The organism is Paenibacillus sp. V4I9 (assembly GCF_030817295.1).
GTDB lineage: Bacteria > Bacillota > Bacilli > Paenibacillales > NBRC-103111 > Paenibacillus_E.
On sequence record NZ_JAUSZE010000001.1, the window covers coordinates 4,474,007 to 4,498,557 of the forward strand.

At 43.8% G+C, this 24,551-nt stretch carries 24 protein-coding genes and 1 other annotated feature; of the genes, 4 read left to right on the forward strand and 20 right to left on the reverse strand.

Annotated features, from left to right (window positions below; translation table 11 throughout):
• Positions 1-79 precede the first annotated feature (79 nt).
• Positions 80-937: a polysaccharide deacetylase family protein gene (locus tag QFZ81_RS21060; protein ID WP_307604577.1), complete on the forward strand. Its 858-nt coding sequence runs from the start codon at positions 80-82 to the stop codon at positions 935-937.
• 57 nt (positions 938-994) lie between these two features.
• Here the strand turns inward: QFZ81_RS21060 and QFZ81_RS21065 are convergent, their stop codons facing one another.
• Both QFZ81_RS21065 and QFZ81_RS21070 read right to left on the reverse strand, forming a co-directional pair.
• Positions 995-2,650 carry a stalk domain-containing protein gene (locus QFZ81_RS21065; RefSeq protein WP_307604579.1) on the reverse strand — a complete coding sequence of 552 codons (1,656 nt, stop codon included), beginning with the start codon at positions 2,648-2,650 and terminating at the stop codon, positions 995-997.
• A gap of 316 nt (positions 2,651-2,966) precedes the next feature.
• Entirely contained in the window at positions 2,967-3,575 is a 609-nt protein-coding gene (locus tag QFZ81_RS21070; RefSeq protein WP_307441731.1) for a CPBP family intramembrane glutamic endopeptidase, read from the reverse strand.
• A 91-nt stretch (positions 3,576-3,666) separates the two neighbouring features.
• On the opposite strand from QFZ81_RS21070, the gene QFZ81_RS21075 reads away from it, so the two are divergent.
• Complete coding sequence (locus tag QFZ81_RS21075; RefSeq protein ID WP_307604581.1) at positions 3,667-4,587, forward strand: hypothetical protein; 921 nt, start codon at positions 3,667-3,669, stop codon at positions 4,585-4,587.
• Positions 4,588-4,624: 37 nt separating this feature from the next.
• On the opposite strand, the gene QFZ81_RS21080 is transcribed toward QFZ81_RS21075, so the two are convergent.
• Complete coding sequence (locus QFZ81_RS21080) at positions 4,625-4,906, reverse strand: rhodanese-like domain-containing protein (RefSeq protein WP_307604582.1); 282 nt, start codon at positions 4,904-4,906, stop codon at positions 4,625-4,627.
• Between the two features lie 283 nt (positions 4,907-5,189).
• Positions 5,190-5,421: a binding site (T-box leader), on the forward strand.
• Positions 5,422-5,528: 107 nt separating this feature from the next.
• On the opposite strand from QFZ81_RS21080, the gene serA reads away from it, so the two are divergent.
• Complete coding sequence (serA, locus tag QFZ81_RS21085) at positions 5,529-7,109, forward strand: phosphoglycerate dehydrogenase (RefSeq protein WP_307604583.1); 1,581 nt, start codon at positions 5,529-5,531, stop codon at positions 7,107-7,109.
• 136 nt (positions 7,110-7,245) lie between these two features.
• Here the strand turns inward: serA and QFZ81_RS21090 are convergent, their stop codons facing one another.
• From QFZ81_RS21090 to QFZ81_RS21130, 9 genes are all read right to left on the reverse strand, one after another.
• Positions 7,246-9,129: an ATP-binding protein gene (locus QFZ81_RS21090; RefSeq protein WP_307604585.1), complete on the reverse strand. Its 1,884-nt coding sequence runs from the start codon at positions 9,127-9,129 to the stop codon at positions 7,246-7,248.
• A 1-nt stretch (position 9,130) separates the two neighbouring features.
• Positions 9,131-9,844: a response regulator transcription factor gene (locus QFZ81_RS21095; protein ID WP_307441725.1), complete on the reverse strand. Its 714-nt coding sequence runs from the start codon at positions 9,842-9,844 to the stop codon at positions 9,131-9,133.
• A 37-nt stretch (positions 9,845-9,881) separates the two neighbouring features.
• Entirely contained in the window at positions 9,882-11,141 is a 1,260-nt protein-coding gene (ccsA, locus tag QFZ81_RS21100; RefSeq protein WP_307441724.1) for a cytochrome c biogenesis protein CcsA, read from the reverse strand.
• On the reverse strand, positions 11,138-12,799 hold the full coding sequence (gene resB / locus QFZ81_RS21105; RefSeq protein WP_307604587.1) for a cytochrome c biogenesis protein ResB: 1,662 nt from the start codon (positions 12,797-12,799) through the stop codon (positions 11,138-11,140). Before resB ends, ccsA begins: the two co-directional genes overlap by 4 nt.
• A gap of 35 nt (positions 12,800-12,834) precedes the next feature.
• Positions 12,835-13,368 (reverse strand): redoxin domain-containing protein, encoded by a 534-nt coding sequence (locus QFZ81_RS21110; RefSeq protein ID WP_307604589.1) that lies wholly within the window; start codon positions 13,366-13,368, stop codon positions 12,835-12,837.
• 85 nt (positions 13,369-13,453) lie between these two features.
• Positions 13,454-14,200 carry a pseudouridine synthase gene (locus QFZ81_RS21115; protein WP_047674099.1) on the reverse strand — a complete coding sequence of 249 codons (747 nt, stop codon included), beginning with the start codon at positions 14,198-14,200 and terminating at the stop codon, positions 13,454-13,456.
• 107 nt (positions 14,201-14,307) lie between these two features.
• Entirely contained in the window at positions 14,308-14,841 is a 534-nt protein-coding gene (locus tag QFZ81_RS21120) for a spore maturation protein (protein ID WP_047674096.1), read from the reverse strand.
• A gap of 6 nt (positions 14,842-14,847) precedes the next feature.
• Positions 14,848-15,447 (reverse strand): nucleoside recognition domain-containing protein, encoded by a 600-nt coding sequence (locus QFZ81_RS21125; RefSeq protein ID WP_057301847.1) that lies wholly within the window; start codon positions 15,445-15,447, stop codon positions 14,848-14,850.
• Positions 15,448-15,590: 143 nt separating this feature from the next.
• Positions 15,591-16,784, reverse strand: coding sequence for a D-alanyl-D-alanine carboxypeptidase family protein (locus QFZ81_RS21130; RefSeq protein WP_307441719.1), 1,194 nt, complete (start codon positions 16,782-16,784; stop codon positions 15,591-15,593).
• A gap of 272 nt (positions 16,785-17,056) precedes the next feature.
• On the opposite strand from QFZ81_RS21130, the gene QFZ81_RS21135 reads away from it, so the two are divergent.
• Positions 17,057-18,352: an ArsB/NhaD family transporter gene (locus tag QFZ81_RS21135; RefSeq protein ID WP_307441718.1), complete on the forward strand. Its 1,296-nt coding sequence runs from the start codon at positions 17,057-17,059 to the stop codon at positions 18,350-18,352.
• A gap of 58 nt (positions 18,353-18,410) precedes the next feature.
• Here QFZ81_RS21135 and ytfJ read toward each other — a convergent pair whose 3' ends face one another.
• From ytfJ to ribE, 8 genes are all read right to left on the reverse strand, one after another.
• Positions 18,411-18,908: a GerW family sporulation protein gene (gene ytfJ, locus QFZ81_RS21140; protein WP_307441717.1), complete on the reverse strand. Its 498-nt coding sequence runs from the start codon at positions 18,906-18,908 to the stop codon at positions 18,411-18,413.
• Between the two features lie 117 nt (positions 18,909-19,025).
• A complete protein-coding gene (locus tag QFZ81_RS21145; RefSeq protein ID WP_307604591.1) occupies positions 19,026-19,736 on the reverse strand; it encodes a DUF2953 domain-containing protein in 711 nt (236 codons plus the stop codon).
• A 218-nt stretch (positions 19,737-19,954) separates the two neighbouring features.
• Positions 19,955-20,557 carry an SMC-Scp complex subunit ScpB gene (gene scpB, locus QFZ81_RS21150; RefSeq protein WP_307606979.1) on the reverse strand — a complete coding sequence of 201 codons (603 nt, stop codon included), beginning with the start codon at positions 20,555-20,557 and terminating at the stop codon, positions 19,955-19,957.
• A complete protein-coding gene (locus QFZ81_RS21155) occupies positions 20,541-21,332 on the reverse strand; it encodes a segregation and condensation protein A (protein WP_307441713.1) in 792 nt (263 codons plus the stop codon). The genes scpB and QFZ81_RS21155 overlap by 17 nt, the downstream gene beginning before the upstream one ends.
• Positions 21,333-21,348: 16 nt before the next feature.
• Positions 21,349-21,990 carry a site-2 protease family protein gene (locus tag QFZ81_RS21160; protein WP_307441711.1) on the reverse strand — a complete coding sequence of 214 codons (642 nt, stop codon included), beginning with the start codon at positions 21,988-21,990 and terminating at the stop codon, positions 21,349-21,351.
• A complete protein-coding gene (ribH, locus tag QFZ81_RS21165; RefSeq protein WP_029192962.1) occupies positions 21,990-22,460 on the reverse strand; it encodes a 6,7-dimethyl-8-ribityllumazine synthase in 471 nt (156 codons plus the stop codon). The genes QFZ81_RS21160 and ribH overlap by 1 nt, the downstream gene beginning before the upstream one ends.
• 51 nt (positions 22,461-22,511) lie before the next feature.
• A complete protein-coding gene (locus tag QFZ81_RS21170; RefSeq protein WP_307441709.1) occupies positions 22,512-23,738 on the reverse strand; it encodes a bifunctional 3,4-dihydroxy-2-butanone-4-phosphate synthase/GTP cyclohydrolase II in 1,227 nt (408 codons plus the stop codon).
• A 130-nt stretch (positions 23,739-23,868) separates the two neighbouring features.
• A complete protein-coding gene (gene ribE / locus QFZ81_RS21175; protein WP_307604593.1) occupies positions 23,869-24,540 on the reverse strand; it encodes a riboflavin synthase in 672 nt (223 codons plus the stop codon).
• Positions 24,541-24,551: the final 11 nt, after the last annotated feature.

A 24,551-nucleotide genomic window follows, 5' to 3' on the forward strand; every position in this document is an offset into this window, starting at 1 on the left:
AAAGGAGATATGTTATCTGCGAAATGTGGTACTATAGGAATGACCTACAAGTATAAAGACCTGAGGAGAACGAAGGATAATGAACAAAAAAGCCAGTGTACTAATGATGAGTGTCATGATCTTATTAGCTGCCTGCAGTGCGAACCAAACAAAAATAAGTCCAATCGAAACAACGAGCTCTACACCGGTAGCTGTCGCCACAATTACACCAAGTCCTGTACCTTCGGCAACACCCGCGGCAACACCCGTTCCAACTCCCGTCCCTACAGCGACAACGCCAGCTCCAGAAGTCGTCAAAAAAGAATATCATATGAACAAAAACTATGATATTGTACCAAACGATCCCAATGGGAACAAAAAGATCGTCCTTTTAACCTTTGATGACGGTCCTAAGGAACAAGCCATGAATCAGGCGTTAATCGACATCCTAAAAAAGCATAATGCCAAGGCAATCTTCTTCTTGAATGGATATCGAATCAAACAAAAGCCCGAACTTGTTAAACTCATTCATAACAGCGGTAATCCCATTGGTAATCATGCCTGGGACCACGAAAACTTGAAAAGCATGACGAATGAAAAGATTGATCAACAAGTTGATGATGTCCAAAAAATAGTAAAAGAATTGACAGGGCAATCGCCTGAATTTTTCCGACCTCCTTTTGGTTCTGGCAATGATTATTTGAAAACCAAAGTGAAAGACAATAAGATGCTTTATATGACATGGTCCAACGGTTCGTTAGACTGGGATATGACTAATAAAAATAACGATTCCGGTAAAGTGATCGAAAATGTGATGAAACAATTACATGGCGGTAGTAATATTTTGATGCACGAGCTGCCTTGGACAGTGAAAGCCTTAGACACACTTCTTACCCAACTTGAGGAAAAAGGATATTCTTTCGTAGATCCGAATGCCATTGAGCTAGAAATGAAATAAGAAAAGAGCCTTGCATCTCCTACACGTCAGGTGTCGGTGCTGCAGGGCTCTTGTTTTTTAATAACTAATATTCACTGTTCTTGTATTTTCCTCATAGGTCACTTTCGCACCAAGAGTCTCGGAAAGCAGCCGAACCGGAATCATCGTTGTTTCATGAATGAGCTTAGCAGCTGATTCTGTTGCATGCTCTACACCATTCAAACTATACGCATTTCGGTTCGTATAAAAGATAATCGTCTTGTCTTTCTTTTTGTAAACAGCAGCTTTCTGGTTATCGTCCCATTCAACAGTTGCACCTAGTGCCGCGGCCAAGTCTCTAATGTAAAGGTATGAAGTCCCATCTTGAATATATGGCTTTTGCTTCATAGGATAAGGGATTAAATCAAGTAGATACTTGTCCTCATTCAAACCAAATGAAACCAAGTGATTGCGGTTTAGCCCGAAGTTAGCCATTTGCAGCGTGTAAGCAACAGCATCCTTATGAAGTTTAAGTACACCAACACCAACCCGAGGTTCTGTGCGGAATGTCCATTCTTTCGAATAGGGTCTAGTACTCCCATCTTCCATGATTGCTGTCAATTTGATTTTGGCTTTATAAGTTGTATCTAATTCCAGTGGTTTCGAAGGCATCACAATTACTTCAGTTTCCAAATGATCATCTTTACCCGGCTCGTTCTTCAGTAGTGATACGGAGTTACCTCCCTCGTCTTTTAACTCTGCCTCCTCCAAACTTACCTTCTTTACTCCGGGCCCGTTTAAGGAAGCCATGATCGGATAACCAACTGGATATTCCGCCCCTGAATGAAAGCGAATCGGATCCGGGGTCTCATGACCATCAAAAAGGGTTGGTACATACACATCATTATTTCCTGGAGAAACGACTAGTTCTGGTGCAATCCCGTCTGAGAAACCAAATTCGATAACGTGATAATCACCATCTCTAAACACACCGATTTCCACGAGTCCTGGCACCATGAATGGTGAACGATGATAGGGAGCATCAAATAGACTATCTATAGCTTCAACTAAGGTAACCCGATTATAAGCTACATCTTCACTGCTTGAACGCGAGTAACCGATAAATTGTACCCGCTCTCTTAATGACTTGCCGATATAACCTGGCAGCGCTGGGTCCTCATCATGCAAAGAAATAGACGTCCGAATAGGATCGATTTTATTTCGGGATAAATACTGCGCATGCTTCTGAGCCGCTGTATTCAAAGCATTATTGAATTTGACCTTCGACAGCCCTAATTTAGCCCGATAATCATTGATCGCCCGAAGTCCATCCTCCTGCTCTTTAGTCGTTTCAGACGTTAACGAAACCGCACCTTTAATAACCGTAAATTTCCAATCAATTGATATAGGTTGATAGCCATTGAAAGACAGCACTAAACGAGCATTATAGTTCCCAGGCAGTAAATCAGCTGTAGGACGATATATAAATTTAACCGAAACGGGATCATAGCTAACATTTAATTCCTTATCGTTTAAATAAAAATGATAGCTTTCCGGCGTTTTTCCTTCACTTAGCTCAAGTGTTACTCCAATGTCTGGACGCAAGAGTCCAACATCGCCTTGCGGATAAGACAAGCTTCCATAAGACAGAGCATAGGATGGTTTCGCTGACCAAAAGATACTTGAAAATAATACAAATATAATAGCCATTAATTTCACATTAAAAATCCATCTTGAAGTGTGGTTCGCCAACATAATCGCTGCATCCTCCTGGTAAAAAAACTATGATAAAAAATGAAAAAAACTATGAATCTATCATAGCTTCTCCACTTCTTTTACACAACTTAGGTTGATTGGTATATCTGAATCGTCTACGAATAATATTTAATGCCCCAAACCGTTAAACTAACCACAAGAATAATGAATAACCACAGTAAAGTTAGATAGAATATACGCGTCCACTTTCCTCGCTCAGAGGGATGCACAGCATTACGCGGCGGTAAGTACGTATCGTCTTCCTTTACCTCTATTGGCCTCCGATCAGACCGTAAAGGTGATCTTTCCCCTACACTCATGTGACCTGTTCTTCCTCCTTGCTGTAACGAAGTATGCAGCCCATTACAAAATCAATGATAAAATGAGCGATTATCGGAGTCCATAGACTCCCAGTTTGAAGGTAAATCCATCCCAAACCATAGCTTATACTGAAAACCATTCCTGTCATTAACCAATGCTGCAAATACCGAATATGGATCGCTGCAAACAAGATACTAGTCCAATAAGGGCCCCATGCATGCTGTATCGCCCCTCGAAACAGCACTTCTTCACAAATCGCTACGATGAGCGAAATCAATGCAATATGCCATAAAGGTCGCGTCCCGAATAACATTTGATTAATTCCACCGTCGTCTGATACTTCCTTGGGCACCCATCTAGAGATCAAAACATCGATCCCGAGGACAAGTAGAGCAAACAAACTTCCCCAAATGAGAATCTTCAAGCCCCCATGAATGGTAAACATGGAAAGAATCTTATGATTGCTCTGAAAAAATAAGATGATAATACCGATAATAAGCGTAAGCAGTTGGGTTATGTAAAGATTAAGCAATAATGTCCGGTCATTCAATTCACTCATATCAACTTTTCCGAAGCGAATGTTCTTAAAATCGAATTTTTTCAAGGAAGCAGCCTCATTTCCTCACATATTCCCTTTTATGGCTATTTCCCCTATACTAAGTTAAAAGAAAAAGAGAGAATAAGGAGCTTTAATTATGGATAAACGTCTAACCCGCACTGATTATTTATTCGCCCTCATGTTTATCTTTATGCTTGTTTGTATACTTGGCGCCTTTTTCTACGGCTTAAGAGTCGGCCAGGAGAAATCAGATCAAAAATACGATAAAATATTGCATGCCGACAAGGCTGTCGTTCAGGAAATTGGAGCCTACGACCAACAAGTACTCGTATCTTATTACCATACCATCTTTTTGCCCTTTAGGGAATTTCAGAATAAATGGTTTGAGTTGATGAGTCAAATCGAACTTGGCAACTCTACAGTCGATGCCTCTGCCGTTCTTAAAGAGTTGTACAAGCTCGCTGATGAGAAATATAATGAGCTGCTAAAAAAGAGCATGCCGGCTTCATCCCCGCTGCTTGTGCAGTCTCACCAAGGTTATCTCAAAAGCCTGAAGCTTTTTGCTGATACGTTAAAAAGTTACCAAAACAAGGCCAACGGATTGACAAGCCCACAATTGCTCGATGTCATTCAGAAGGATGCCTACATCCTGGAAGCGAAAACACAAGCATTGACGGCTCAGAAAAATTATTTCGATTCCATCGTTGCTTGGAACGGAACGATCGATCATGATATTGAGAATTTCGATCCAAACAATAATGCCAATTTGGATCAATGGCGTGCGATGAACATAAACGTCAAAAATCATTACATAACAGCAAAATTACTTAAAAGTAAAGCATTTGCTCCTTTTTACCCACAGGATTTGACGATACGTATTGATGAATTCATTGCCTCAGGTCAAGCTAAGAAAATGAATGTGAACGATGTTAATCAAACGATGGATCTGCTGCTAAGTACAAATGCCGTTCGTCCTGGAGACTTTGTCAAAGGGAAATCAAAGTGGTATGCCAACGAGCTGCTTCCACAGCTTCCATTTTTCTCGGATGTGAATTAAAAGAAAAAGCCGGGCGCAGATGCGCTCGGCTTTTCTTTTAATCATATTGGAATCCGCGAAGCATGGCGACCGCTGCCATCCCTCCATCTACATTAATGACCCGGTCAAAACCGTTCTCCAACAAATACTCGGCAACACGATAGCTGCGCACACCATGCGCACATACGAGATAAATATCCCGATCATCTGACAGTTCACCCATTCGATGAGGGATTTGCTGCATTGGGATAAGCTGTGCTTCTTCAAGATGATAAAACTCCCATTCATGAAGTTCCCTCACGTCGATAATGATGCTATCTTTCAGTTCCTGCTGTTCCAATGCTTCAAGGAATTTATTTGGATGAATACTCGTTATGTCGATGTCGGCACTTCCTTCCTTACTTGCTGCAAGAGCAATATCTATTTAACGAGTACAATAGCGAAAATCAGACTAAAATACAAGTGAAATAGCATTGCTTTCTAAGCGTCCTTGCTTTAAAATAAACGAAAAGCTTAGGAAAATCTCTCGTTCAAATATCAAATATGACTTTCATGTGAAATTGATTCGACATGTATTGACACGATTTCAAACGCATGTTAATCTAATGAAAATTCTATATCACAGTACAGCGTTGACGGAGCCAAGCAAGTAAAGTAGCTTTCAGAGAACCGATGGTAGGTGCGAATCGGTAGCGAACATTTTGCGGAGCACTCCAGAGTTATTGCATTGAATAAAGTAGATGCAATCGGGATAGGAACACGTTACAGTTCCAGGTCGCAAGACCAATTGAGGCTTCCCGTGTGAATGGGCAGCGAACTAGGGTGGTACCACGAAAGCAATCTCTCGTCCCTTTGGCTACAGACATACGTGTCTGTACCTGAGGGTTGGGAGTTTTTTTATGTTCATCAGAGGAAGTCTTTGAGCCAGCTCAAAGGTCCCAATATTAAGGAGGAACCGAATTATGTACAAAGTTCTAGTATCCGATCCAATTAGTGACATGGGAATTCAAATGCTTTATGATGCAACCGATGTAGAAGTAGTGAAGCAATCCGGCCTATCTGAAGATGAGCTCATTGCCATCATCGGTGAGTATGATGCCCTTCTAGTTCGCAGCCAAACGAAAGTTACAGAGAAAATCATGAATGCTGGAACGAAGCTAAAAGTTATTGGCCGCGCTGGTGTTGGTGTAGATAATATTGATTTGGAAGCAGCAACAAAACGCGGTATTATCGTCATCAACGCACCGGACGGAAATACGATTGCTACTTGTGAGCTTACATTTGCCATGATGATGTCGACAGCACGTATGATCCCGCAAGCATATAAGAAAACAGTTGGCGGCGAATGGGATCGGAAATTTATCGGTGTTGAGCTTCGCAACAAAACTCTCGGTATTCTCGGTATGGGACGTATCGGCAGCGAAGTAGCCAAACGCGCTAAGGTATTCGGCATGGAAGTTATCGGATATGACCCTTTCTTGACGGAAGAACGCGCTGAGAAAATTGGCGTTAAGCTTGGTACTGTCAATGAAATTGTTGCAAAAGCAGATTTTATCACGGTTCATACGCCACTCACACCAGAAACGCGCCACCTGATCTCCAAACCGCAATTCGATATTATGAAAAAAGGTATGCGCCTTATCAACTGTGCACGCGGCGGTATTATTGATGAAATGGCGATGGTTGAAGCGATTGATCAAGGGATTGTAGCCGGAGCTGCTTTCGACGTATTCGAAGTAGAGCCACCACAAAAGGATCACCCTTTCTTGAACAACCCTAAAGTCATTGTGACCCCTCATCTTGGTGCATCTACAATTGAAGCTCAAGAAAACGTAGCGATTGACGTTTCTGAAGAAGTTCTTCATATCCTACGTAATGAACCGTTCAAAAATGCAGTTAACTTACCGCCTGTACCAGCCAATGTATTGAACAAACTTCAACCATACTTTGGACTCGGTGAAAAAATCGGCTCTATCCTTGGTCAAATCGCACAAGGCGCTGTTTATGAAATCGTTGTAAACTATGCGGGTGATTTGATTGATGTAGATACAAGTCCATTAACACGTTACATCGTAAAAGGTGTGTTTGAGAACCAATTAGAGTCCATTAATATCGTGAATGCCATGCACTTGGCTAAATCACGTGACGTGAATATCGTTGTTCAAACGTCAAACACATCCAACAGCTTTACAAATCTTGTAACTGTTACTGTAAAAACGAAGCAAGAAGAGAAAACACTTGCTGGTACTTTACTAGCTGGCTACGGAGAACGAATCGTTCGCATCGATCAATATCCGGTTGATTTCGCAGCAGAAGGTAACTTGTTGTTGATTTCCCACAACGACAAACCAGGTATTATCGGCCGCGTTGGTACGCTTCTAGGAAGCAACAATGTGAACATCGCAACGATGCAAGTAGGACGTAAAGTCATTGGCGGCTCGGCGATCATGGTCCTAACCATTGATAAATCCGCTCCTGCTGAAGTACTGGCTGACCTTGCAACACAAGCCGAAATCGTGAATGTTCGTGCCCTTACGGTATAATCGAATAGCGACTAGGTAACAAAGTGTTTCACGAACAACAAGATTTTGTCTGAATATTCTACAAATTAAAGGCGTTTGCTGTGAGTTTTCTCAGCAAACGCCTCTTCTTATGTCGAATTTCGTTATTTATAGCTTATTAAGGCTCACATGGTAAAAGAATTGTAAAGGTTGTTCCCTGTCCCAAAGCACTTTGTACGGTCACACTGCCATGATGTGCATCTACGATGTTTTTCACGATGGCGAGTCCAAGTCCTGTACCACCCGAAGAACCGCGTGTTCGGGCCTTATCCGCCTTGTAGAAGCGTTCAAATATGAACGGCAGATCGTCGGCAGGAATCCCCTGCCCCTCGTCGGAGACCTCAATGCGGATCGCCGGCCGATCCTTGTAGACGGCGGTCTCTGCCTTAATGGCAATACGTGCCCCTGAGGCCGTATGCCGAAAAGCATTGTCGAGCAGGTTCGTTAACACCTGCTCAAGCCGGTCCTCATCCCCCCGTCCAAGGATGAGGGGCTCCTCAGGCAGCGCAGCGCTTAGCATGATGCCGCGCTCTTTGGCCATCACCGCAAATTTGCGGTGCATGCGTCTCACCAGGGAGTCGAATTCGACCTCCCTGAAGATCAGCTCGAGATGGCCGGCTTCCATCCGCGCCAGATCGAGCAGGTCACGGACGAGGCGCCCCATGCGGAGTGACTCGTCGTGAATGACCTGCACCAACTCCACGCGCTCCTCCGGCGTGGAGGGGATGTCATCCAGCAGGGCTTCGCTGTAGCCCTGAAGCATCGAGATCGGCGTGCGCAGCTCGTGCGACACGTTCGCCACGAAATCCTTGCGCAGCTTATCGAGGCGCTCCTCCTCCGTGACATCACGGAGGACAGCCACTGCGCCGCGCACTTGATCGCTTGTGTATAACGGTGTCATCGCGACGGACCACACGCCGTTTTGCACGTGAAGCTTCGTAGCTGCTTCCGACGATTCGTCCACGACCGCTTCGAACAGCGGAACCAGAGGCACAGGGATCGAACTCGAGTAGGGATTGCTGTAGCTCATTAATCCCCAATCCCCGAGTGCTGTATCCGGTTTGCGGAAGCGTCTCGTCTCCTCATCATCCTCTGACCACTCAATCGTGCTCCACTCCTGCACAATTTTCTCACCTTGCGGATTGGTCAGCATGACAGATCCATTCACATCGAGCGTGATGACCGCATCGGTCATGCTTCGTAAAATACTAGATAAATGCTCTTTTTCCTGACTAAGGGCTCGGATGCTTTCCTGCATCTTCTCGCCCATGTGGTTAAACGTTTTGGCCAGCTCGCCAATTTCATCCTTGGACTGAATAGGGACACGGGTACCATACTCACCCATAGTGATGAAATCAGCCGCTTTCTTCAATTGCTGAAGCGGTCTAGTAATCCGAGAAAACAAGAAAAATGCGAAGAAAGTCGTCATAAGGAAGCCGACTATGGACACATAGATAAACAATCTCAACATGTAGGACTGCGTTGCTTCTAACGATTGCAGAGATTGATACAGCAGCGTTGCGCCAACGATGGTGCCTTGAAGATTTATTAACGGTACGGCTACAACGAGGTACTCATCCCCCGTCTTAATTCGTCCTGTACCGGACTTATTGACTTGTTTGTCTTTCGTCTGACCTGCGAATACTTGTCTGAGCTCCGCTTCCGTGTAAAAATCGGTTACATGGAAACTGGCTAACTCGCTCCCTTGTGTAGAAGGAATAACCATTTCCTTCATATCGGTGGAGATCACCAGCATTCTTGCATCTTGGAAGCTTAGCAGTTCATTACTCAATTCATAAAACTGCTCATCATACATATGATGCGAAGCTTCTTCCGAGAATTTGACGGCCATATTCTTCATATTTTTCGTTTGATCATTCGCTTGAGCGAAATAATTTTCCATGTAATTGACAAGAAAAAGACCTAGTATGAGCAGTACAACCCCAACTAGGCCAATAATCGTTAACCAGAGCTTACCTACAACACTTCTGAAAATAAACACGTTATTTGGGCACCTCTAGCTTATAGCCTACTCCCCATACGGTCGTGATCATTGCCGCAGCATCCGGGGATACTTTGTTTAATTTTTCACGGAGTCTTTTTACATGAGTATCTACGGTACGTAGGTCTCCAAAAAATTCATAATTCCAAACATCCTTAAGCAGTTCCTCACGAGAGAACACTTTATCCGGAGATACGGCCAAATAGTGCAGCAGCTCATATTCTTTCGGAGTCAACGCTACTTCCTGTCCACCTGCGGTTACCCGGTGCGCATCATGTTCGATGATTAGGTTAGGAAATACAATATTGTTGCTCGAACTCGCATCCTTGGACAAGTACGCTGTCGCAGAAGAGCGACGCAGAATCGCTTTAACCCGGTAGATGACTTCGCGCGGTGAGAAAGGTTTGACGACATAGTCATCTGCACCTACCTCAAATCCGCTAACTCGGTTCGTCTCTTCGCCTTTGGCTGTCAGCATAATGACAGGCGTGGACTTTACTTGACGAAGCCGTGCGCAAACTTCAATCCCATCAATACCTGGCAGCATCACATCGAGCAGCACTAAGTCATAGTCCGTATCTGTGGCCATCCGCAGCGCGGTCTCACCGTCTTCTGCTTCTTCAATGATATAGCCCTCTTTTTCCAAATACATTCTGAGTAGTCGACGAATGCGTTCCTCATCATCAACAACGAGTATGCTAGCTTTCATTTCCATGGAGCTTCACATCCTTATCTATTTAAGTTCGAATGATTTATACACCTGCATAGGAGTGAAGACCCGCAATGACTAGGTTCACACCAACTAATGTAAACATAACAACAATAAATCCAATAACAGTCAACCAAGCTGATTTCTTACCTTGCCAGCCCTTGGAGAGACGAAGGTGTAAAAACACCGCATAGAACAACCAAGTAATTAAGGCCCAAACTTCTTTGGGATCCCAACCCCAGAAACGGCCCCATGCTTCTTGAGCCCAAATCATCGCAAAAATCAATGCGCCTAATGTGAAAATCGGATAGCCGATCGCAATGGCACGATAGCTGATTTCATCCAGATCTTCCGGGTCCATTCCTTTGACGATGGGTCCAATTGCTGCTCCTAATGGCTTACGCGCAACAACACGTGCGAGTCCATAGAGCAGAAGACCTCCAAGTATCGACCAAATGACCGTATTCAACTTACGCCCTGCACTTGCCCCTTCCATCCAAGATGGAGCTGTGAACAAAGGTTCAGACATGCCTAGGAAAGGCTTCATTTCTACAAGCTTCGTATCATAAGGCTTAACAATTGGAGGCAATACATAAGTTTCATTATGAATGTTCGTCTCTTGTTGGCCTTGTGCATTGGTCACGATGACTTCTTTGGAGAAAACGGCTTTATAGCCAGAACCATTAAATGTAAAGATGGAAGCAATGAAGGCGATTAACATCAGAATGAAAAAGATCGTAAGTTCCACGCCTCTTTGTTCACGCTTATCTACTTTGGATGTTCCTTTGTAATCGACAGCACGGAGCAGATACATCAATCCGCCGGCAAAGCCGACTCCGAAGAAAGCTTCTCCTGTAGCAGCGGTTGTTACATGGATCTTGAGCCAGTAACTTTGCAACGCTGGAATTAAGGGTTGCACTTCGCTCGGGAAAACAGAAGCATAAGCAATGATGATAAAGCCAATGGGTAATGCGAATACCCCAAGGACAGGTGTGCGATAAATGAGATACACGATCAAGAAAGCAAAAATGATCATCATACCTAGAAAGGTCATGAATTCGTACATATTCGATGTCGGGATATGATTACCTTCCGCCCATCTAGTAAAAAAGAAAGTCACGTGACACGCAAATCCAACTAGTGAAGCAATGAAAGCAACAAAGCCCCATCGCTTCGTATGTTGTTCGGGGTCCCGATTACTCCATTTCCTACCGGTTATCGAGAGGACAAACAACAAAAATGCAGCGAGGTAAACGAAAAAAGCTATAAGTAAAAAGGTGCTGCTCAGTGAGTTAACATTCACCCCTGGTCCCCTCCAATATCTAATGATTTCGGTGAAACTTCTATATTGTTCTTCTTGAGTGCTGCTGTTACTTCATTCCGAAGTCCAAACCAGTTCTTATTTGTATGACCGCCCAAAGTTAGCTTCCCGCTGTCAATTCGAATCCAGATGCGGCGATGCTGCCAATAGAAGCCCATAATCACGCCAATCATGAATATCGCAGATCCTACCCAGATATAAGGCATAGCCTTGTCTACGCGAATGTTCAGATAGGTTGTGTAATTGGCAAATTGAACACCTTCCATGGAGCCGACAGCAAGCTTCAGCTTTTGACTTATGGGGCCATTAATTGTATCTTGTGAGAACGTTTCTTTATCTATTTGTCTTGGGAAGTACAGGTAAGGTATACCGTTAGCTGCTAGATCGGGACCTGTGATGCTAAATATAAATGCAGGTGCTTTGGGCTCATTCGACTTGCTGATGGGCTGTCCCTTTTCAAGACCAAACTCGGGGAAGTACCCTTTCAGCGTCAGCTTGTAAGGACCTACTTGATATTCATCCTTAGGATTATTCATTGGCAAATCAAAGCTTCCATAAGACTCACTTGTAGCGGGATTGCTAAGTGTGGGCTTCACGGAGATTAGCATTGGTGTTGATTTATAATCGAATTGATAAGCTTGTAGGCCTTTGTAATCAAGTGGATGATTCACGATAATGTTTTGTTTGTGTACTTCAGTAAGTACCGGTTCTTTGGATGAATCGTCACAATTCGCGGAACAGTGATACAAAACTGCCTGAGTTTCATAGGTTTTCGGGACAATTTGCCCCTTAGCCTTAATACTTTCTGGCAAATCTTTCTCGTCATACAGCTCCAACGTGAACTTTTCATTTTTGATGAAATAGGAAGTGTGAGGGATTGCCTTGGTTTCCCCTTCCAGAATACCCATGTACTCATCCATATGCCAGCCTGGAATGCTTCTCATTAACACACCGATCAGAAATATAATGAGACCAATATGATTAATATAGGGGCCCCAGCGGCTAAAACGGTATTTCTCAGCCAGAAGCGCTGCTCCATCTGTATGTACACGGTAATTTTTTTTACGCAAAAGATCGCCAAGCTTATTTGTCCATGCTTCCTCATCCGTACCCGGCGGCAGATCGGCGACAAGCGTCACTTTCTGTCTCGTGAGAAAATTCAAGTGTTTACGAATTTGCTGCTTAGTTAGCGCGCGATATAATGGCAACACCCGATCCAAACTACAAATGACTAGAGATGTTCCTATCATGAACAGCAGCGTGATGAACCACCATGAACTAAACGTGTGGGAGAAGCCCAGAAAGTGATAAATGGTCCCCAGTGTACCATAATTTTGCGAATAATACTGGGCAGGATCCATATCTAAGAACGTATTTTCTTGTGGAAAAATAGTGCCTACGGCAGATGCGACGACCGTCCAAATAATGATCCATACCGCTATTCTAACCGAGGAAAAGAAATTCCAGACTTTATCTAACAAAGAAGGGTTCGATTTCTGAGAGCGACGGGCCATACCGTCGTATCGCATTTCCAGTATATCTCTGCCCTCCGTGTCAATCAGCGGATTACCACAAGATTCACAAAGCGTAGTACCTGTGGGATTCTGATGCCCGCAATCGCATTTGGTGTTGTAGAACATGATGACCTCCTGAAAACTTTAAGCATTCGTTCATTTTAAGACTTGTCAACCAACTTAGCGATCGATTCATCGATAAAAGACTCTGTCATCTGGCCGATTTTTTTGATACTCACTTTGCCGTCTGCTCCAATAAAGAAGGTTGTCGGATAATCCATGACGCCATACTGCTTACGTACGACTTCTTTGGCATCCAGAAGCACAGGCATATTCAACTTATACTGATCCATGAAGCTTTGAACCGTTACTTTATTCTTATCAACGTTGACCTCTAAGAAAACCACACCTTCTTTGCTCCATTTATCATATTGCTTTTGGAGAGCAGGCATTTCTTCTTTGCACGGCGGACAAAAAGTTCCCCAGAAATTAATCAAAACCGGTTTGCCCTTATAATCCGATAATTCATGCGTTTTACCATCTAAGCCGACTAAGGAGAAATTCGTCGCTTTGTCGCCTGTTTGGGGATACTTCTTGCTGTCAGAAGCCGACAAATTGGTAATAATGGTAAACACGCCAATAATAAGCACGACCGCAAAAATCCCAATCTGTACCCATTTCTTATTTGAACCCACGTATAATCACCTTCGCTTTTTTTGACAATGTTAGTATTTTCACATAGGTTTATACCTTATATTATAACGAAAAGAAGGCCAATTCTTATTGGCCTTTTTGAACGTTATGTGTCTTGAGAGCTTCGTTCCTAAGCTCCTCAACCTCTTTAGGCGTCAAGTGACGATACTTGGCTCTTGGCAGGCCAGTTAAAAAGATTGGACCGAATTTAATTCGTTTTAATTTGATCACTGGAAAGGAGATTGCCTCGAACATACGTCTGACTTGTCGATTCCTGCCCTCGTAGATCGTAATTTGAATGATGGACTCATTCTTCTCCATATTCACATCCGCATATTCAACCTCAGCCGGAGCCGTCATGCCATCCTCTAACTGTATACCCGTTTTTAGCTTGTCTAATAACGTTCCGTGCGGTACCCCTTTTACAGTGGCTTGATAGGTTTTGGGCACGTGATGTTTAGGATGCGTGAGTAAATGGGCAAATTCACCATCATTCGTCAGAAGGAGCAACCCTTCCGTATCATAATCCAATCGTCCGACCGGATAAACGCGTTCTCTAATCCCAGGCAAGAAGTCTGTTACTACTTTACGGCCCTCTGGGTCCGTTGCACTTGTAATAACACCCTTGGGTTTATTCAAAATGACATAGATCTTCTTTTGTTGACCAATAGCACGTCCATCAACTCTAATTTCATCTTCTTCCGTGTTTACTTTCACGCCAAGCGTGGTGACGACTTCACCGTTCACTTGAACACGTCCTGCTGTGATAATTTCCTCACATTTCCGACGGGATGCGATCCCCGCTTCGGCTAATACTTTTTGCAGTCTTTCCATGATCCGCTTTCACCTCAAGCTAATGATAACGGAGTTCCATATAAATCTCAAGAGCGAAGGCATATTGAGATTAACACGTGGTTGCAAAGCACGTTAGAATAATCATTCTAAGTGAATACCAAAAAACAGATGATGATGGAAGCTACAAAGCCGACCAAGTCAGATATAAGTCCTACTTTTAGCGCGTATCCAGCCTTCCGAATGCCAATAGCACCGAAATATACCGTAATCACATATAAAGTCGTGTCCGTACTCCCTTGAACCGTCGAAGCAATGCGGCCAATCATGGAATCCGGGCCAAACTGCTCGATAAGATCTGTTGTAAAAGCAAGCGAGCCCGCTCCAGTAATCGGACGTAGAATGGCCAATGGCAGCACTTCGGTTGGAACCCCGATGCTTTCAAAGAATGGTCGCATCCAGCCAATTAATAAATCCATCGCACCGGAGGCACGAAAGACAGATATGGCTACCATCATACCGACTAAATGAGGGATGATTTTGATAGCTGTATCAAAACCCTCTTTAGCTCCGTCAACAAACGATTCATAAACGGGCACTTTTCGATAGGCCGCGAATAAAGGAATGAAGACGATCATGATAGGGATAGCCCATGCAGAGATGAGTGAAACGAAGGCATACATACGTAATCATCCTTTCAAAGGAGGGATGGGTGAGCGTGACCTTCGATACCATCGATCCACAAAAATAGCCGCGGCCGTCGAAATGACAGTGGCAATTAGCGTTGTGCCGACGATTTCCGCAGGATTTAAAGAATTGTAATTCATGCGAATGGCGATTAAGGTTGTAGGAATAAGTGTAATGCTGGATGTGTTAAGTGCTAGAAGGGTACACATAGCGGTGCTAGCCGTGTCTTTATCGGGATTCAACTTTTGCAGCTCCTGCATCGCCTTAATTCCCATAGGTGTAGCCGCGTTCCCAAGACCAAGGATATTGGCACTCATGTTGGACATGATGTAGCCGATGGCTGGGTGATTCTTGGGAACACTTGGAAATAAAAAACGAACCGCTGGCTGCAATAATCTTGCAAGTTTGCTAAGAAGACCAGCATCTTCGGCTATCCGCATCATCCCCATCCAAAAGACCAGCACACTAATTAATCCAAAGCAGACCGTTACTCCGCTCTTAGCACCATCGAAAGCTGCTTGTGTGACAGTTTCCACATTCCCATTCAATGCCGCCACGCCGAAACCAACGACAATAAAAAACAGCCAAATCCAATTCACCATATCAAATGGCCTCCTTAGAGTTTTGCTTCAGCAAAACTGGCATCGTAAGCATAACCTTGAGTTTTGCTTCAGCAAAACTGGCATCGTAAGCATAACCTTGAGTTTTGCTTCAGCAAAACTGGCATCGTAAGCATAAGCTTAGTTTAATCCGCCCATTGTGATTCTGAGACTGTAAACAGGCTCTGTACTAACAATCTACAAATGTATCCGTAGTGTGAAAACCATGTTTCTTTATACGCATTACCTTCTTTAAAGGAGAATGTGGACTGACTGGTCGTTTGCAGCAACGGACTTGTTGAATCATAGATGGGTACTGTTTGAATTGATTTCTGATTGAGTGAAAATTGCACCGTCCCTCGTTCTGCTAACCGGTATTCCATAGAAGCAGGATCGACTAGTACTACTTTCCGAGTTAGTTGCGCGGCTTCACCTTCAGCCAATGGATAGGAGAACGACCTCCCCACGACCCACGGAGTGCCCTCCACGGCATCCCCCTTCTTGACAATCGTTTGTAACGGATAATATTTAAACCCATATTGAAGTAACCGAGCGTGATCCCCCCAGTCATCCGGATCATTGAGCGTAACAACGGCGAGATGCTGGCCGTTTCTGGTGGCTGATGAGACCAAGCAGCGCTTGGCTAGCTTCGTATAACCCGTTTTCACACCGTCAGCACCTTCAAAGAGAGACAGCATCTTATTCTTATTAAGCCATGAATAATCCCAAGCTTCATTCGGGTTCGGCACTTTCTTGATTTTCGTGGAAACAATATCTTGAAATACGGCATTTTTTAGGGCATAAGCCGTCAGCTTAGCCATATCGTTCGGACTGGAGCGATGACCTTCTCCCTCATCGAGGCCCGAGGGATTCGTGAAATGCGAATGATCCATACCGAGCATCTTCGCTTTCTCATTCATCAAATAAACGAAGCCTTCCACACTTCCTCCTATATGCTCGGCGATAGCGGTTGCTGCATCATTTCCAGAGCGCATCATCAGACCGTACAGCATGTCGTGCAGACGCATTTCTTCACCAAGCTTCAGATAAATGGAAGAACCTTCTTTGCCAAACGCATTTTTACTAACCTTGACTTTATCCGTCAATTTACCTTCTTCAATCGCAATGATCGCGGTCATAATTTTGGTCAAGCTGGCTATTCGCATAGGCGTGTCCCCTTTTTCACTATAGAGGATACGGCCTGACTCCACATCAATAAGGGAAGCACCCACAGCATTCGTATGGATGCCAGGCGGTGCTGCCTCCACTTGTCCAAATGGTGCCCACAGTAAACTAATGATCGCAATCCATAATAGGATAAACCTGACTCTTATCTTCATCGTTTTCCCCCTACACAAAAGAACTTGTACCTTTTTGACTAGACAAAACTTTGTACAAGTATATGCTTATGGAATGGGGATATGTCCAAGTCTTCTTATTTACAAAACAGAAATCAGTCGGTATAATGAGTAATAATTTAATACGGAGATCATCGGAGGAGCCTGCCACTGCAGGCTTCTTTTTGCGTTTTTTGGGGTTCTCCTTGAAAATGGACATAATAATTTTTACTTACTAAGTCAGTAAAGCAAAAGCTTACTGTGAGGAGGAAAACATGCTAACTTGGGTTGCCTTAATTATTTTTGTATTGACTTATGCGCTTATTATTTCTGAGAAAGTCAATCGAGCGGTCATCGCCTTACTCGGTGCTGTGATCATGGTATTTGCCGGTATTCTAGATGTGCACAAAGTGTTTCAACAGTATATCGAATGGGAGACCATCACTCTTCTTATTGGAATGATGATTCTCGTAGGAATTACGAATCAAACGGGTGTATTTCAGTTCGTCGCCATCCGCGCCGCGAAAGCTGTGAAGGGGGATCCCTTGCGTATATTACTCGTACTGTCCGTTTTAACTGCTATTGGCTCAGCCCTCTTGGATAACGTGACAACCGTCTTATTGGTCGTCCCTGTCACCATTGCGATTACTCGGATACTGGAAATTAATCCCGTCCCTTTCTTGATGTCTGAAATCATTGCTTCCAATATAGGAGGTACAGCTACACTCATTGGAGATCCTCCCAACATCATGATTGGATCTGCCAACCCGCATTTAACCTTTAATGCCTTTCTGCTCAATTTAGCGCCTATTACGATCCTTATTTTCGGTGTAGCCCTTTTCATGTTGTATATGATGTATAGAAAGCAACTGCGACCTAATCCTGCTCTGCAAACTAAACTCTTAGAGCTGAATGAACGCGATTATATCAAGGATAAGCTGCTCATGAAAAAATCTTTACTTATTTTATCACTGACTATTATCGGATTTATGCTTCATGCTATTATTCATGTTGATGCCGCAGTTATCGCGATAACCGGTGCTATTTTGCTCATGCTTTTCGGTCTCAAGGAACACGATGTCGAAAAAGCTTTTGATTCTATTGAGTGGGTAACGATTTTCTTCTTTGCTGGCCTTTTTAGCTTAGTCGGAGGTTTACAAGAGGTTGGATTAATTAAATCTCTAGCCATGAAAGCTCTAGATGTAACGGAAGGAGACATCACCACGGCTTCATTATTGATTCTCTGGGGTTCTGGTCTTGCATCAGCGACCATTGACAACATTCCATTCGTTGCTACGATGATCCCCTTAATTAAAGACATGGCCGTGGGGCTTGGACTTGCCGTTGATTCGGAGCCTATCAATATCCTATGGTGGTCGCTTGCTTTAGGGGCTTGTTTAGGAGGAAATGGCACAATTATCGGCGCTTCCGCCAATGTTATCGTTGCCGGACTCGCCGCCAAAGAGGGCAAAGGCTTCAGTTATATGGAATTTCTGAAGGTGGGGGCTCCTATAACCCTTGTGTCTTTGGCATTGGCTCATGTTTATATTTATATTCGTTATCTGCTGTAGGGGAATAGAACATGAAAAAAGCTGCCCACAAAGGACAGCTCAAACGAAGGCCAATCAGCTACACAATGAAATTTTGATTCTCGATATTGGTTACATTTGTTCCGCTCGCGCCTACAGTACTGGCAGGTGTCTTGGCTCCAAAGCCTTTGATCATGCTTTGGATTTTGTCCACTACTTGGGGAGCGGAGTCAATGAGGCGTTCAAGAATATGTGTCTGGTTGTCCAGTGGAACAACCTTCACGCCATTCTTGCCTACGACGAGGAATGCAATAGGTGTAATGGATACCCCGCCGCCGCTGCCGCCGCCAAAAGGTAGAGCAACCCTTGAATTCAGTGCATCGCTTTTACCGACAGAGCCGCCTTCGATTTCAATTTCAGAATCTGTCACGAATTCGCTGCCGCCTGCGGCAAAACCGAAACCTACTTTGGATATCGGCATAATAACACTTCCGTCCGGCGTTTCAACAGGATCACCGACAATCGTGTTAACGTCGACCATTTCTTTAATATTTTCCATGGCGACTTTCATGAGGCCTTGAATCGGGTGTTCGGACATGATCGTATTCCTCCTTAGAGTTTTTAGCCAGATAAACTGGCATCGGAAGCACAAGCGTTAAAAAGCAATAATGGTTCATTTGTAGAATGCCCTTAGTGGAATATCGTTATGTACACTTTAAGAAGCCGTTTTAACTCGCGACCTTATCTTCAGTGTCTTCAAAACTATTTGAATCCATGTACGAATACCACCTTTTACTTTGGCCGCTCTGCTAATCAAACGCACTCCTGCAACGACTACAAACCATACACGGATACGTCCTGCAAAACGAAAATCGGTAGTAAACTGCTTCTCATTATATTGCGGAATAACATCGATGTGCGGTTTCGCCGTTAAGTTCACATAGCGAATGGAAAAGCCAAGCAGCGAAGATTTGATTCCCCATATTGCCCCTGTTGTAATCGCTGTTTCAGGAGCATCACCTATGCCTATGCGAGTTATCCATTTCAAATCGGTACACTCGACTTTCGCTAATGTCTGCTTCATCCAATCATAAAGGTTTAAGGTATGTACAAGTGCTTCCTTTGCTTGTTTGTAAACGGAGAGTATTTTTTCTTTCGTGATATGATCCCTGGTTTCATCTTTAAGTTTGGAACTGGATTTGGTTACAACTTCCGATTTAATCAAAATCCCCTTCGTAAAGCCTTTGAATTGTATGATTGGTATGACGTAACGATAGCGTATAAGCCCGAATAACGCCCGCATTTCCACTGATAACGTATCGTTGTCTTTCACTCTGGAGAAATTTAACTCTCCGCGAATGAAACTGAATAAGAAAACGATGATCGCAAAAATGACAAAAAGAATGACAATCCCCAGCCATAACAACTTAGAATCCCTCCTAATATAGGGATCTTTGAGCTTAGCTCAAAGTCACTCCGCTTAGGGATCTTTGAGCTTAGCTCAAAGTCTCTCCGCTTTGGGATCTTTGAGCGAGCTCAAAGTCTCTCCGCTTAACAAAAAACTCCGCCTACAAGACAAATATCTTCTCGTAAGTGGAGTTAGTATGACCTTAAAAAGGAAATGAAATGCATGTGTGCGGGTTCTTATTCAGTTTCATCACTTACATCTTCAAGAGTAATCTGCTTCTGATCCCCGCCTATTCGGTCAAATAATAGACGTGTCTCTTCTTCCAAATCGAAATTCCCTTGAAAGCTTGCCGAATCCGGCAGCTCCGTAATCGAACTAAGCCCGAAATATTCTAGAAATTGCTTGGAGGTTCCGTACAATATCGGTCTACCTACCGCATCGGCACGTCCAACTTCCGTTATCAAGTCTTTACCGGTTAAGGTTGCCAAGGCCCGATCGCATTTCACGCCGCGGATCTCCTCAATTTCGACTCTTGTAATTGGCTGTTTATAAGCAACGATGGATAAAGTCTCTAACGCCGCTTGTGATAGGGATGATCGTGAAGGTGAATAAGCTAGTCGTTCAAAATAGGGCGCATGCTCAGCTAAGGTTGTTAACTGATACGCTCCAGCTACTTCGACAATCTGAACGCCACGACCCTTTCGTTTGAACTCCGTTCTCATATCTTTGAGCAGATCACGAATCAAATAAAGATCAAGCTCCATGACTTCAGCTAATTGCTTGGCATCCAAGCCTTCGTCGCCAGAGGCAAAGAGCAGTCCTTCAATAATTGATTTCATCTGTGGGAAATTGAGTGTCAATGTCAGAAACCTCCTCTTTCGCTTGGATGACGATGTCTTCAAATAGCTTATACTGATAGCAAATAACTTTTTTCATTTTCATTAATTCGAGTATCGCTAAGAAAGTCACAACAATTTCTTCACGTGTCATTTCGTAATCGAATAGCTTCGAGAAAAGCAGCTTGCCGCCTTTAAATTTAAGTAAGTCAATAACCTCTCGGATGCGGTCTTTAACGGAAATTTCATCTCTACGTATTCTCGCAACCACATTGCGGTTAGCCAACTTCCTTAACGTTCGCTGAAAGGCAAACAAAAGATCTGCGACATCAAGACCTTCAACAGGGTTCTCCTGGATATCAGGCAGGTATGAAGTCAAATCCTCAGGTTCTCGCGTGTAAACCAGACTACGTTCTACTTCTTTATCCCTAAGCATATCGGCAATCGATTTGTATTTTCGGTATTCAATTAGCTTCGCAACAAGTTCTGCGCGAGGATCTAGAGAGTCGTCCATATCATCAAAATATTCATCAAATTCAATAACAGGCGGCTTAGGTAATAGCATTTTGCTCTTGATAGAGAGAAGCGTTGCTGCCATCACAAGAAATTCACTCGTAATATCCAGCTCCAATTCATGCATAGCTTGAACATAACCTAAGTACTGGTCTGTAATTTCTTTGATTGGAATATTATAAATGTCAAGTTCATTTTTATCGATAAGATGAAGCAATAGATCAAGGGGGCCTTCAAATGCTTCTAACTTGTAGGTTACTTTCATTCCGTTCTCCCCCTTGTCATAGTGAAAATAGATTCATAACAAACTGCGCGGCAAACGGATAAATATGTCCGAGCGCCCATTGACCAACCGGTGTAATCATTAAAACAATAACTAGAATAAGTGCATAGCGTTGATTACGTGCAAACCATCCCTGCTTTCGGGAAGGAACAAGTCCTTTCAAAACATACCATCCGTCGAGCGGATAAAGGGGCAGCATATGTATAAGACAAATCATTAAATTGACGATGACGCAGTACTGCAAATAGACTCGCCACTGTTCAACAGTTATGGACTCTGTCCCTCCTCCTACCAAAGCCGGAAGAAAGAAATAGAGCCACCAGAAGAACAAAACGAGCAGCAAATTCGTAAAAGGCCCCGCTAAATAAACAAGTGTATGGGATAGCCTAGGTCTCTTCTTAAATCGTGATTCATCTACCGGTAATCTCTTCGACCAGCCATAGGGTCCGAAGATGATCATAGCTAGCCCCAAGGCATCTAAATGTGCCAAGGGGTTTAGCGATAACCGTTTGCTTTCTCGAGCTGTACGATCTCCGAGCAGCCAAGCTACCCCCGCATGAGCTGCATCGTGCAGCGTCATTGCGATCAGAAAAGCGAACAACCTGGGCAGCAGCGTTTCCAGATGATAATAAGAAAGCATTACGAAGTGAATTGCTTCGTCAAATTCGCCATTTCAATAGCTGTAACGGCAGCTTCCCAGCCTTTATTTCCAGCTTTGGTACCCGCACGTTCCACCGCTTGTTCAATGGAATCTGTTGTCAGAACACCGAAAATCGTAGGAACGCCTGTTTTCAGGTTAATAGCAGAAACACCTTTCGCTACTTCGCTGCACACATAATCAAAATGCGGAGTTGATCCTCGAATGACCGCACCTAGTGTAATAACAGCATCATACTTTCCGCTTTCAGCCATTTTTTGAGCGATTAGGGGAAGTTCAAATGCGCCTGGTACCCAAGCAATATCTACTTCATCTTCATTTACGCCATGACGCTTCAGAGCATCCTGTGCGCCACCTAATAATTTGGATGTAATAAATTCATTGAAACGACCTACAACGATACCATATTTCAAGTTTTGTGAAATTAAATGTCCTTCAAAAATGTTAGCCATGGTGAAATACTCCCTTTCTTATTAAAACAGGTTATTTGGATTAGATTGGATTTAAATGCCGCTGCCCGAGTCATGGAAACTGAGCATATGGCCAAGCTTGTTTTTCTTCGTTTGTAAATAACTGAGGTTATCTGCCTTACTATCCATTTGAATCGGAACCCGCTCAACAACTTCAAGGCCGTAGCCTTCCAGACCTTTAATTTTGCGTGGATTATTCGTTAATAGACGAAGTTGAGTGATGCCAAGATCTTTCAAAATTTGCGCCCCAATCCCATAATCCCGAAGATCTGGAGCAAAGCCAAGCTTAATATTCGCCTCTACGGTGTCTAATCCCTGCTCTTGCAAAGCATAAGCCTTCAATTTATTGATTAAACCGATTCCGCGACCTTCCTGTCGCATATATAATAATACACCATTGCCTTCTTCATCAATCTGTTTTAATGCGGCATCCAGTTGTGGACCGCAGTCGCAGCGATGAGAATGGAAAACATCCCCAGTCAAGCACTCGGAATGCACGCGTACCAACGTTGGTTTAGAAGGGTCAATTGTTCCTTTGACAAGGGCCACATGCTCTTTATTATCCAGTTGATTCGTATAGGCAATAGCCTTGAATGTACCAAAATCAGTTGGAAGCTTAATTTCAACTTCACGCTCAACCAATTTCTCTTGCTGATTACGGTATTGGATTAAGTCTTGAATCGTGATAATGCGCAGGTCGTGTTTCTCTGCGATTTCCATGAGATCCGGTACACGAGCCATCGTCCCGTCTTCCTTGATAACTTCACAAATGACCCCTGCTGGATAAGAGCCACACAAGATAGCTAGATCTATCGTCGCTTCTGTATGTCCAGCTCTGCGGAGGACACCGCCCTTCTTGGCAATCAGCGGGAAAATATGACCAGGTCTGCGGAAATCCTGCGGTTTTGTTTCGGGATCAATCAGGCCCATAATCGTTCTTGAACGCTCATGCGCAGATATCCCAGTGCTTGTATCCATATGGTCAACAGAAACGGTAAACGCTGTTCCGTGATAATCCGTATTCCGAGCAACCATGGGAGGCAACTCAAGTTCTTTTGCACGTTCTTCTGTTATTGGTGCACAAACGAGTCCGCGTCCCTCTCTGATCATGAAATTAATGACCTCTGGCGTAGTTTTATCAGCAAGTGCGATAAAATCGCCTTCGTTCTCACGATCCTCATCGTCTACAACAATAATGACTTTACCTAGTTTAAGATCATCCAGCGCTTCTTCTATTGTGTTAAAGATTATTTGTGTCATATTCACCTCTCCTAAGAGTTTTGCTTTAGCAAAACTGACTTCGTAAGCATAAGCTAGAGCTTTGCTTTAGCAAAGCTTTCTTCGTAAGCGTAAACTAGAGCTTTACATTAGCAAAGCTGGTTTCAAACACCTACATAAAGCCGTTATCGGCGAGAAAGCTCGCAGTTAGCGTGCTTTGCTTTTTCCCGTTGCCCTCCGAAGATTCAGATGGACCGAACTTTAGTAGACGCTCCATATATTTGCCTAATACGTCACATTCCATGTTGATCGTATCCCCGGCCTTTTTATCATGTAGGACCGTTTGAGCAAGGGTATGCGGGATGATGGAAACCGCCACTTCACGATCATTGACATCAACAACGGTTAGGCTTATGCCGTCAATTGTGATGGAACCCCCGGAAATGATATATCGGAAAATGTGCTTATTCTCCGGTTCGAACCGGTAAACGACCGCATTTTCTTCGGGTATTCGTGAAAGGATCGTTGCGGTTGCATCCACATGTCCTTGAACAATGTGCCCGCCGAACCGGCCATTCGCTGCCATCGCTCGCTCCAAATTCACGCGTGTGCCTGTTTGTAGTTTGCGAAGATTCGTCTTGCGGTATGTTTCTGGCATAACATCCACGGAAAATGAGTCGTTATCAAAAGATATGACCGTCAAACAGACGCCATTTACAGAAATACTGTCACCTAGGTGGACATCTTCAAGCACTTTCTTAGCAGCGATGGTCAATACCATCGCTTGCCCTTGACTATGAATGCGGCGCATGTGGCCGATTTCTTCGATAATTCCGGTAAACATGCAAGTCCTCC

Excerpts from the sequence above, each read along its gene's own strand:
- QFZ81_RS21170 (WP_307441709.1), bottom strand. The coding sequence starts at position 23,738 with ATGACACAAATAATCTTTAACACAATAGAAGAAGCGCTGGATGATCTT.
- QFZ81_RS21160 (WP_307441711.1), bottom strand. The coding sequence starts at position 21,990 with ATGCTTTCTTATTATCATCTGGAAACGCTGCTGCCCAGGTTGTTCGCT.
- ytfJ (WP_307441717.1), bottom strand. The coding sequence starts at position 18,908 with ATGTCCGAACACCCGATTCAAGGCCTCATGAAAGTCGCCATGGAAAAT.
- resB (WP_307604587.1), bottom strand. The coding sequence starts at position 12,799 with ATGTTCTACAACACCAAATGCGATTGCGGGCATCAGAATCCCACAGGT.
- QFZ81_RS21065 (WP_307604579.1), bottom strand. The coding sequence starts at position 2,650 with ATGTTGGCGAACCACACTTCAAGATGGATTTTTAATGTGAAATTAATG.
- QFZ81_RS21075 (WP_307604581.1), top strand. The coding sequence starts at position 3,667 with ATGGATAAACGTCTAACCCGCACTGATTATTTATTCGCCCTCATGTTT.
- QFZ81_RS21130 (WP_307441719.1), bottom strand. The coding sequence starts at position 16,784 with ATGAAGATAAGAGTCAGGTTTATCCTATTATGGATTGCGATCATTAGT.
- serA (WP_307604583.1), top strand. The coding sequence starts at position 5,529 with ATGTACAAAGTTCTAGTATCCGATCCAATTAGTGACATGGGAATTCAA.
- ribH (WP_029192962.1), bottom strand. The coding sequence starts at position 22,460 with ATGGCTAACATTTTTGAAGGACATTTAATTTCACAAAACTTGAAATAT.
- scpB (WP_307606979.1), bottom strand. The coding sequence starts at position 20,557 with ATGAAATCAATTATTGAAGGACTGCTCTTTGCCTCTGGCGACGAAGGC.
- QFZ81_RS21135 (WP_307441718.1), top strand. The coding sequence starts at position 17,057 with ATGCTAACTTGGGTTGCCTTAATTATTTTTGTATTGACTTATGCGCTT.
- ribE (WP_307604593.1), bottom strand. The coding sequence starts at position 24,540 with ATGTTTACCGGAATTATCGAAGAAATCGGCCACATGCGCCGCATTCAT.
- QFZ81_RS21125 (WP_057301847.1), bottom strand. The coding sequence starts at position 15,447 with ATGGTGAATTGGATTTGGCTGTTTTTTATTGTCGTTGGTTTCGGCGTG.
- QFZ81_RS21155 (WP_307441713.1), bottom strand. The coding sequence starts at position 21,332 with ATGAAAGTAACCTACAAGTTAGAAGCATTTGAAGGCCCCCTTGATCTA.
- QFZ81_RS21060 (WP_307604577.1), top strand. The coding sequence starts at position 80 with ATGAACAAAAAAGCCAGTGTACTAATGATGAGTGTCATGATCTTATTA.
- QFZ81_RS21120 (WP_047674096.1), bottom strand. The coding sequence starts at position 14,841 with ATGTATGCCTTCGTTTCACTCATCTCTGCATGGGCTATCCCTATCATG.
- QFZ81_RS21095 (WP_307441725.1), bottom strand. The coding sequence starts at position 9,844 with ATGGAAATGAAAGCTAGCATACTCGTTGTTGATGATGAGGAACGCATT.
- QFZ81_RS21115 (WP_047674099.1), bottom strand. The coding sequence starts at position 14,200 with ATGGAAAGACTGCAAAAAGTATTAGCCGAAGCGGGGATCGCATCCCGT.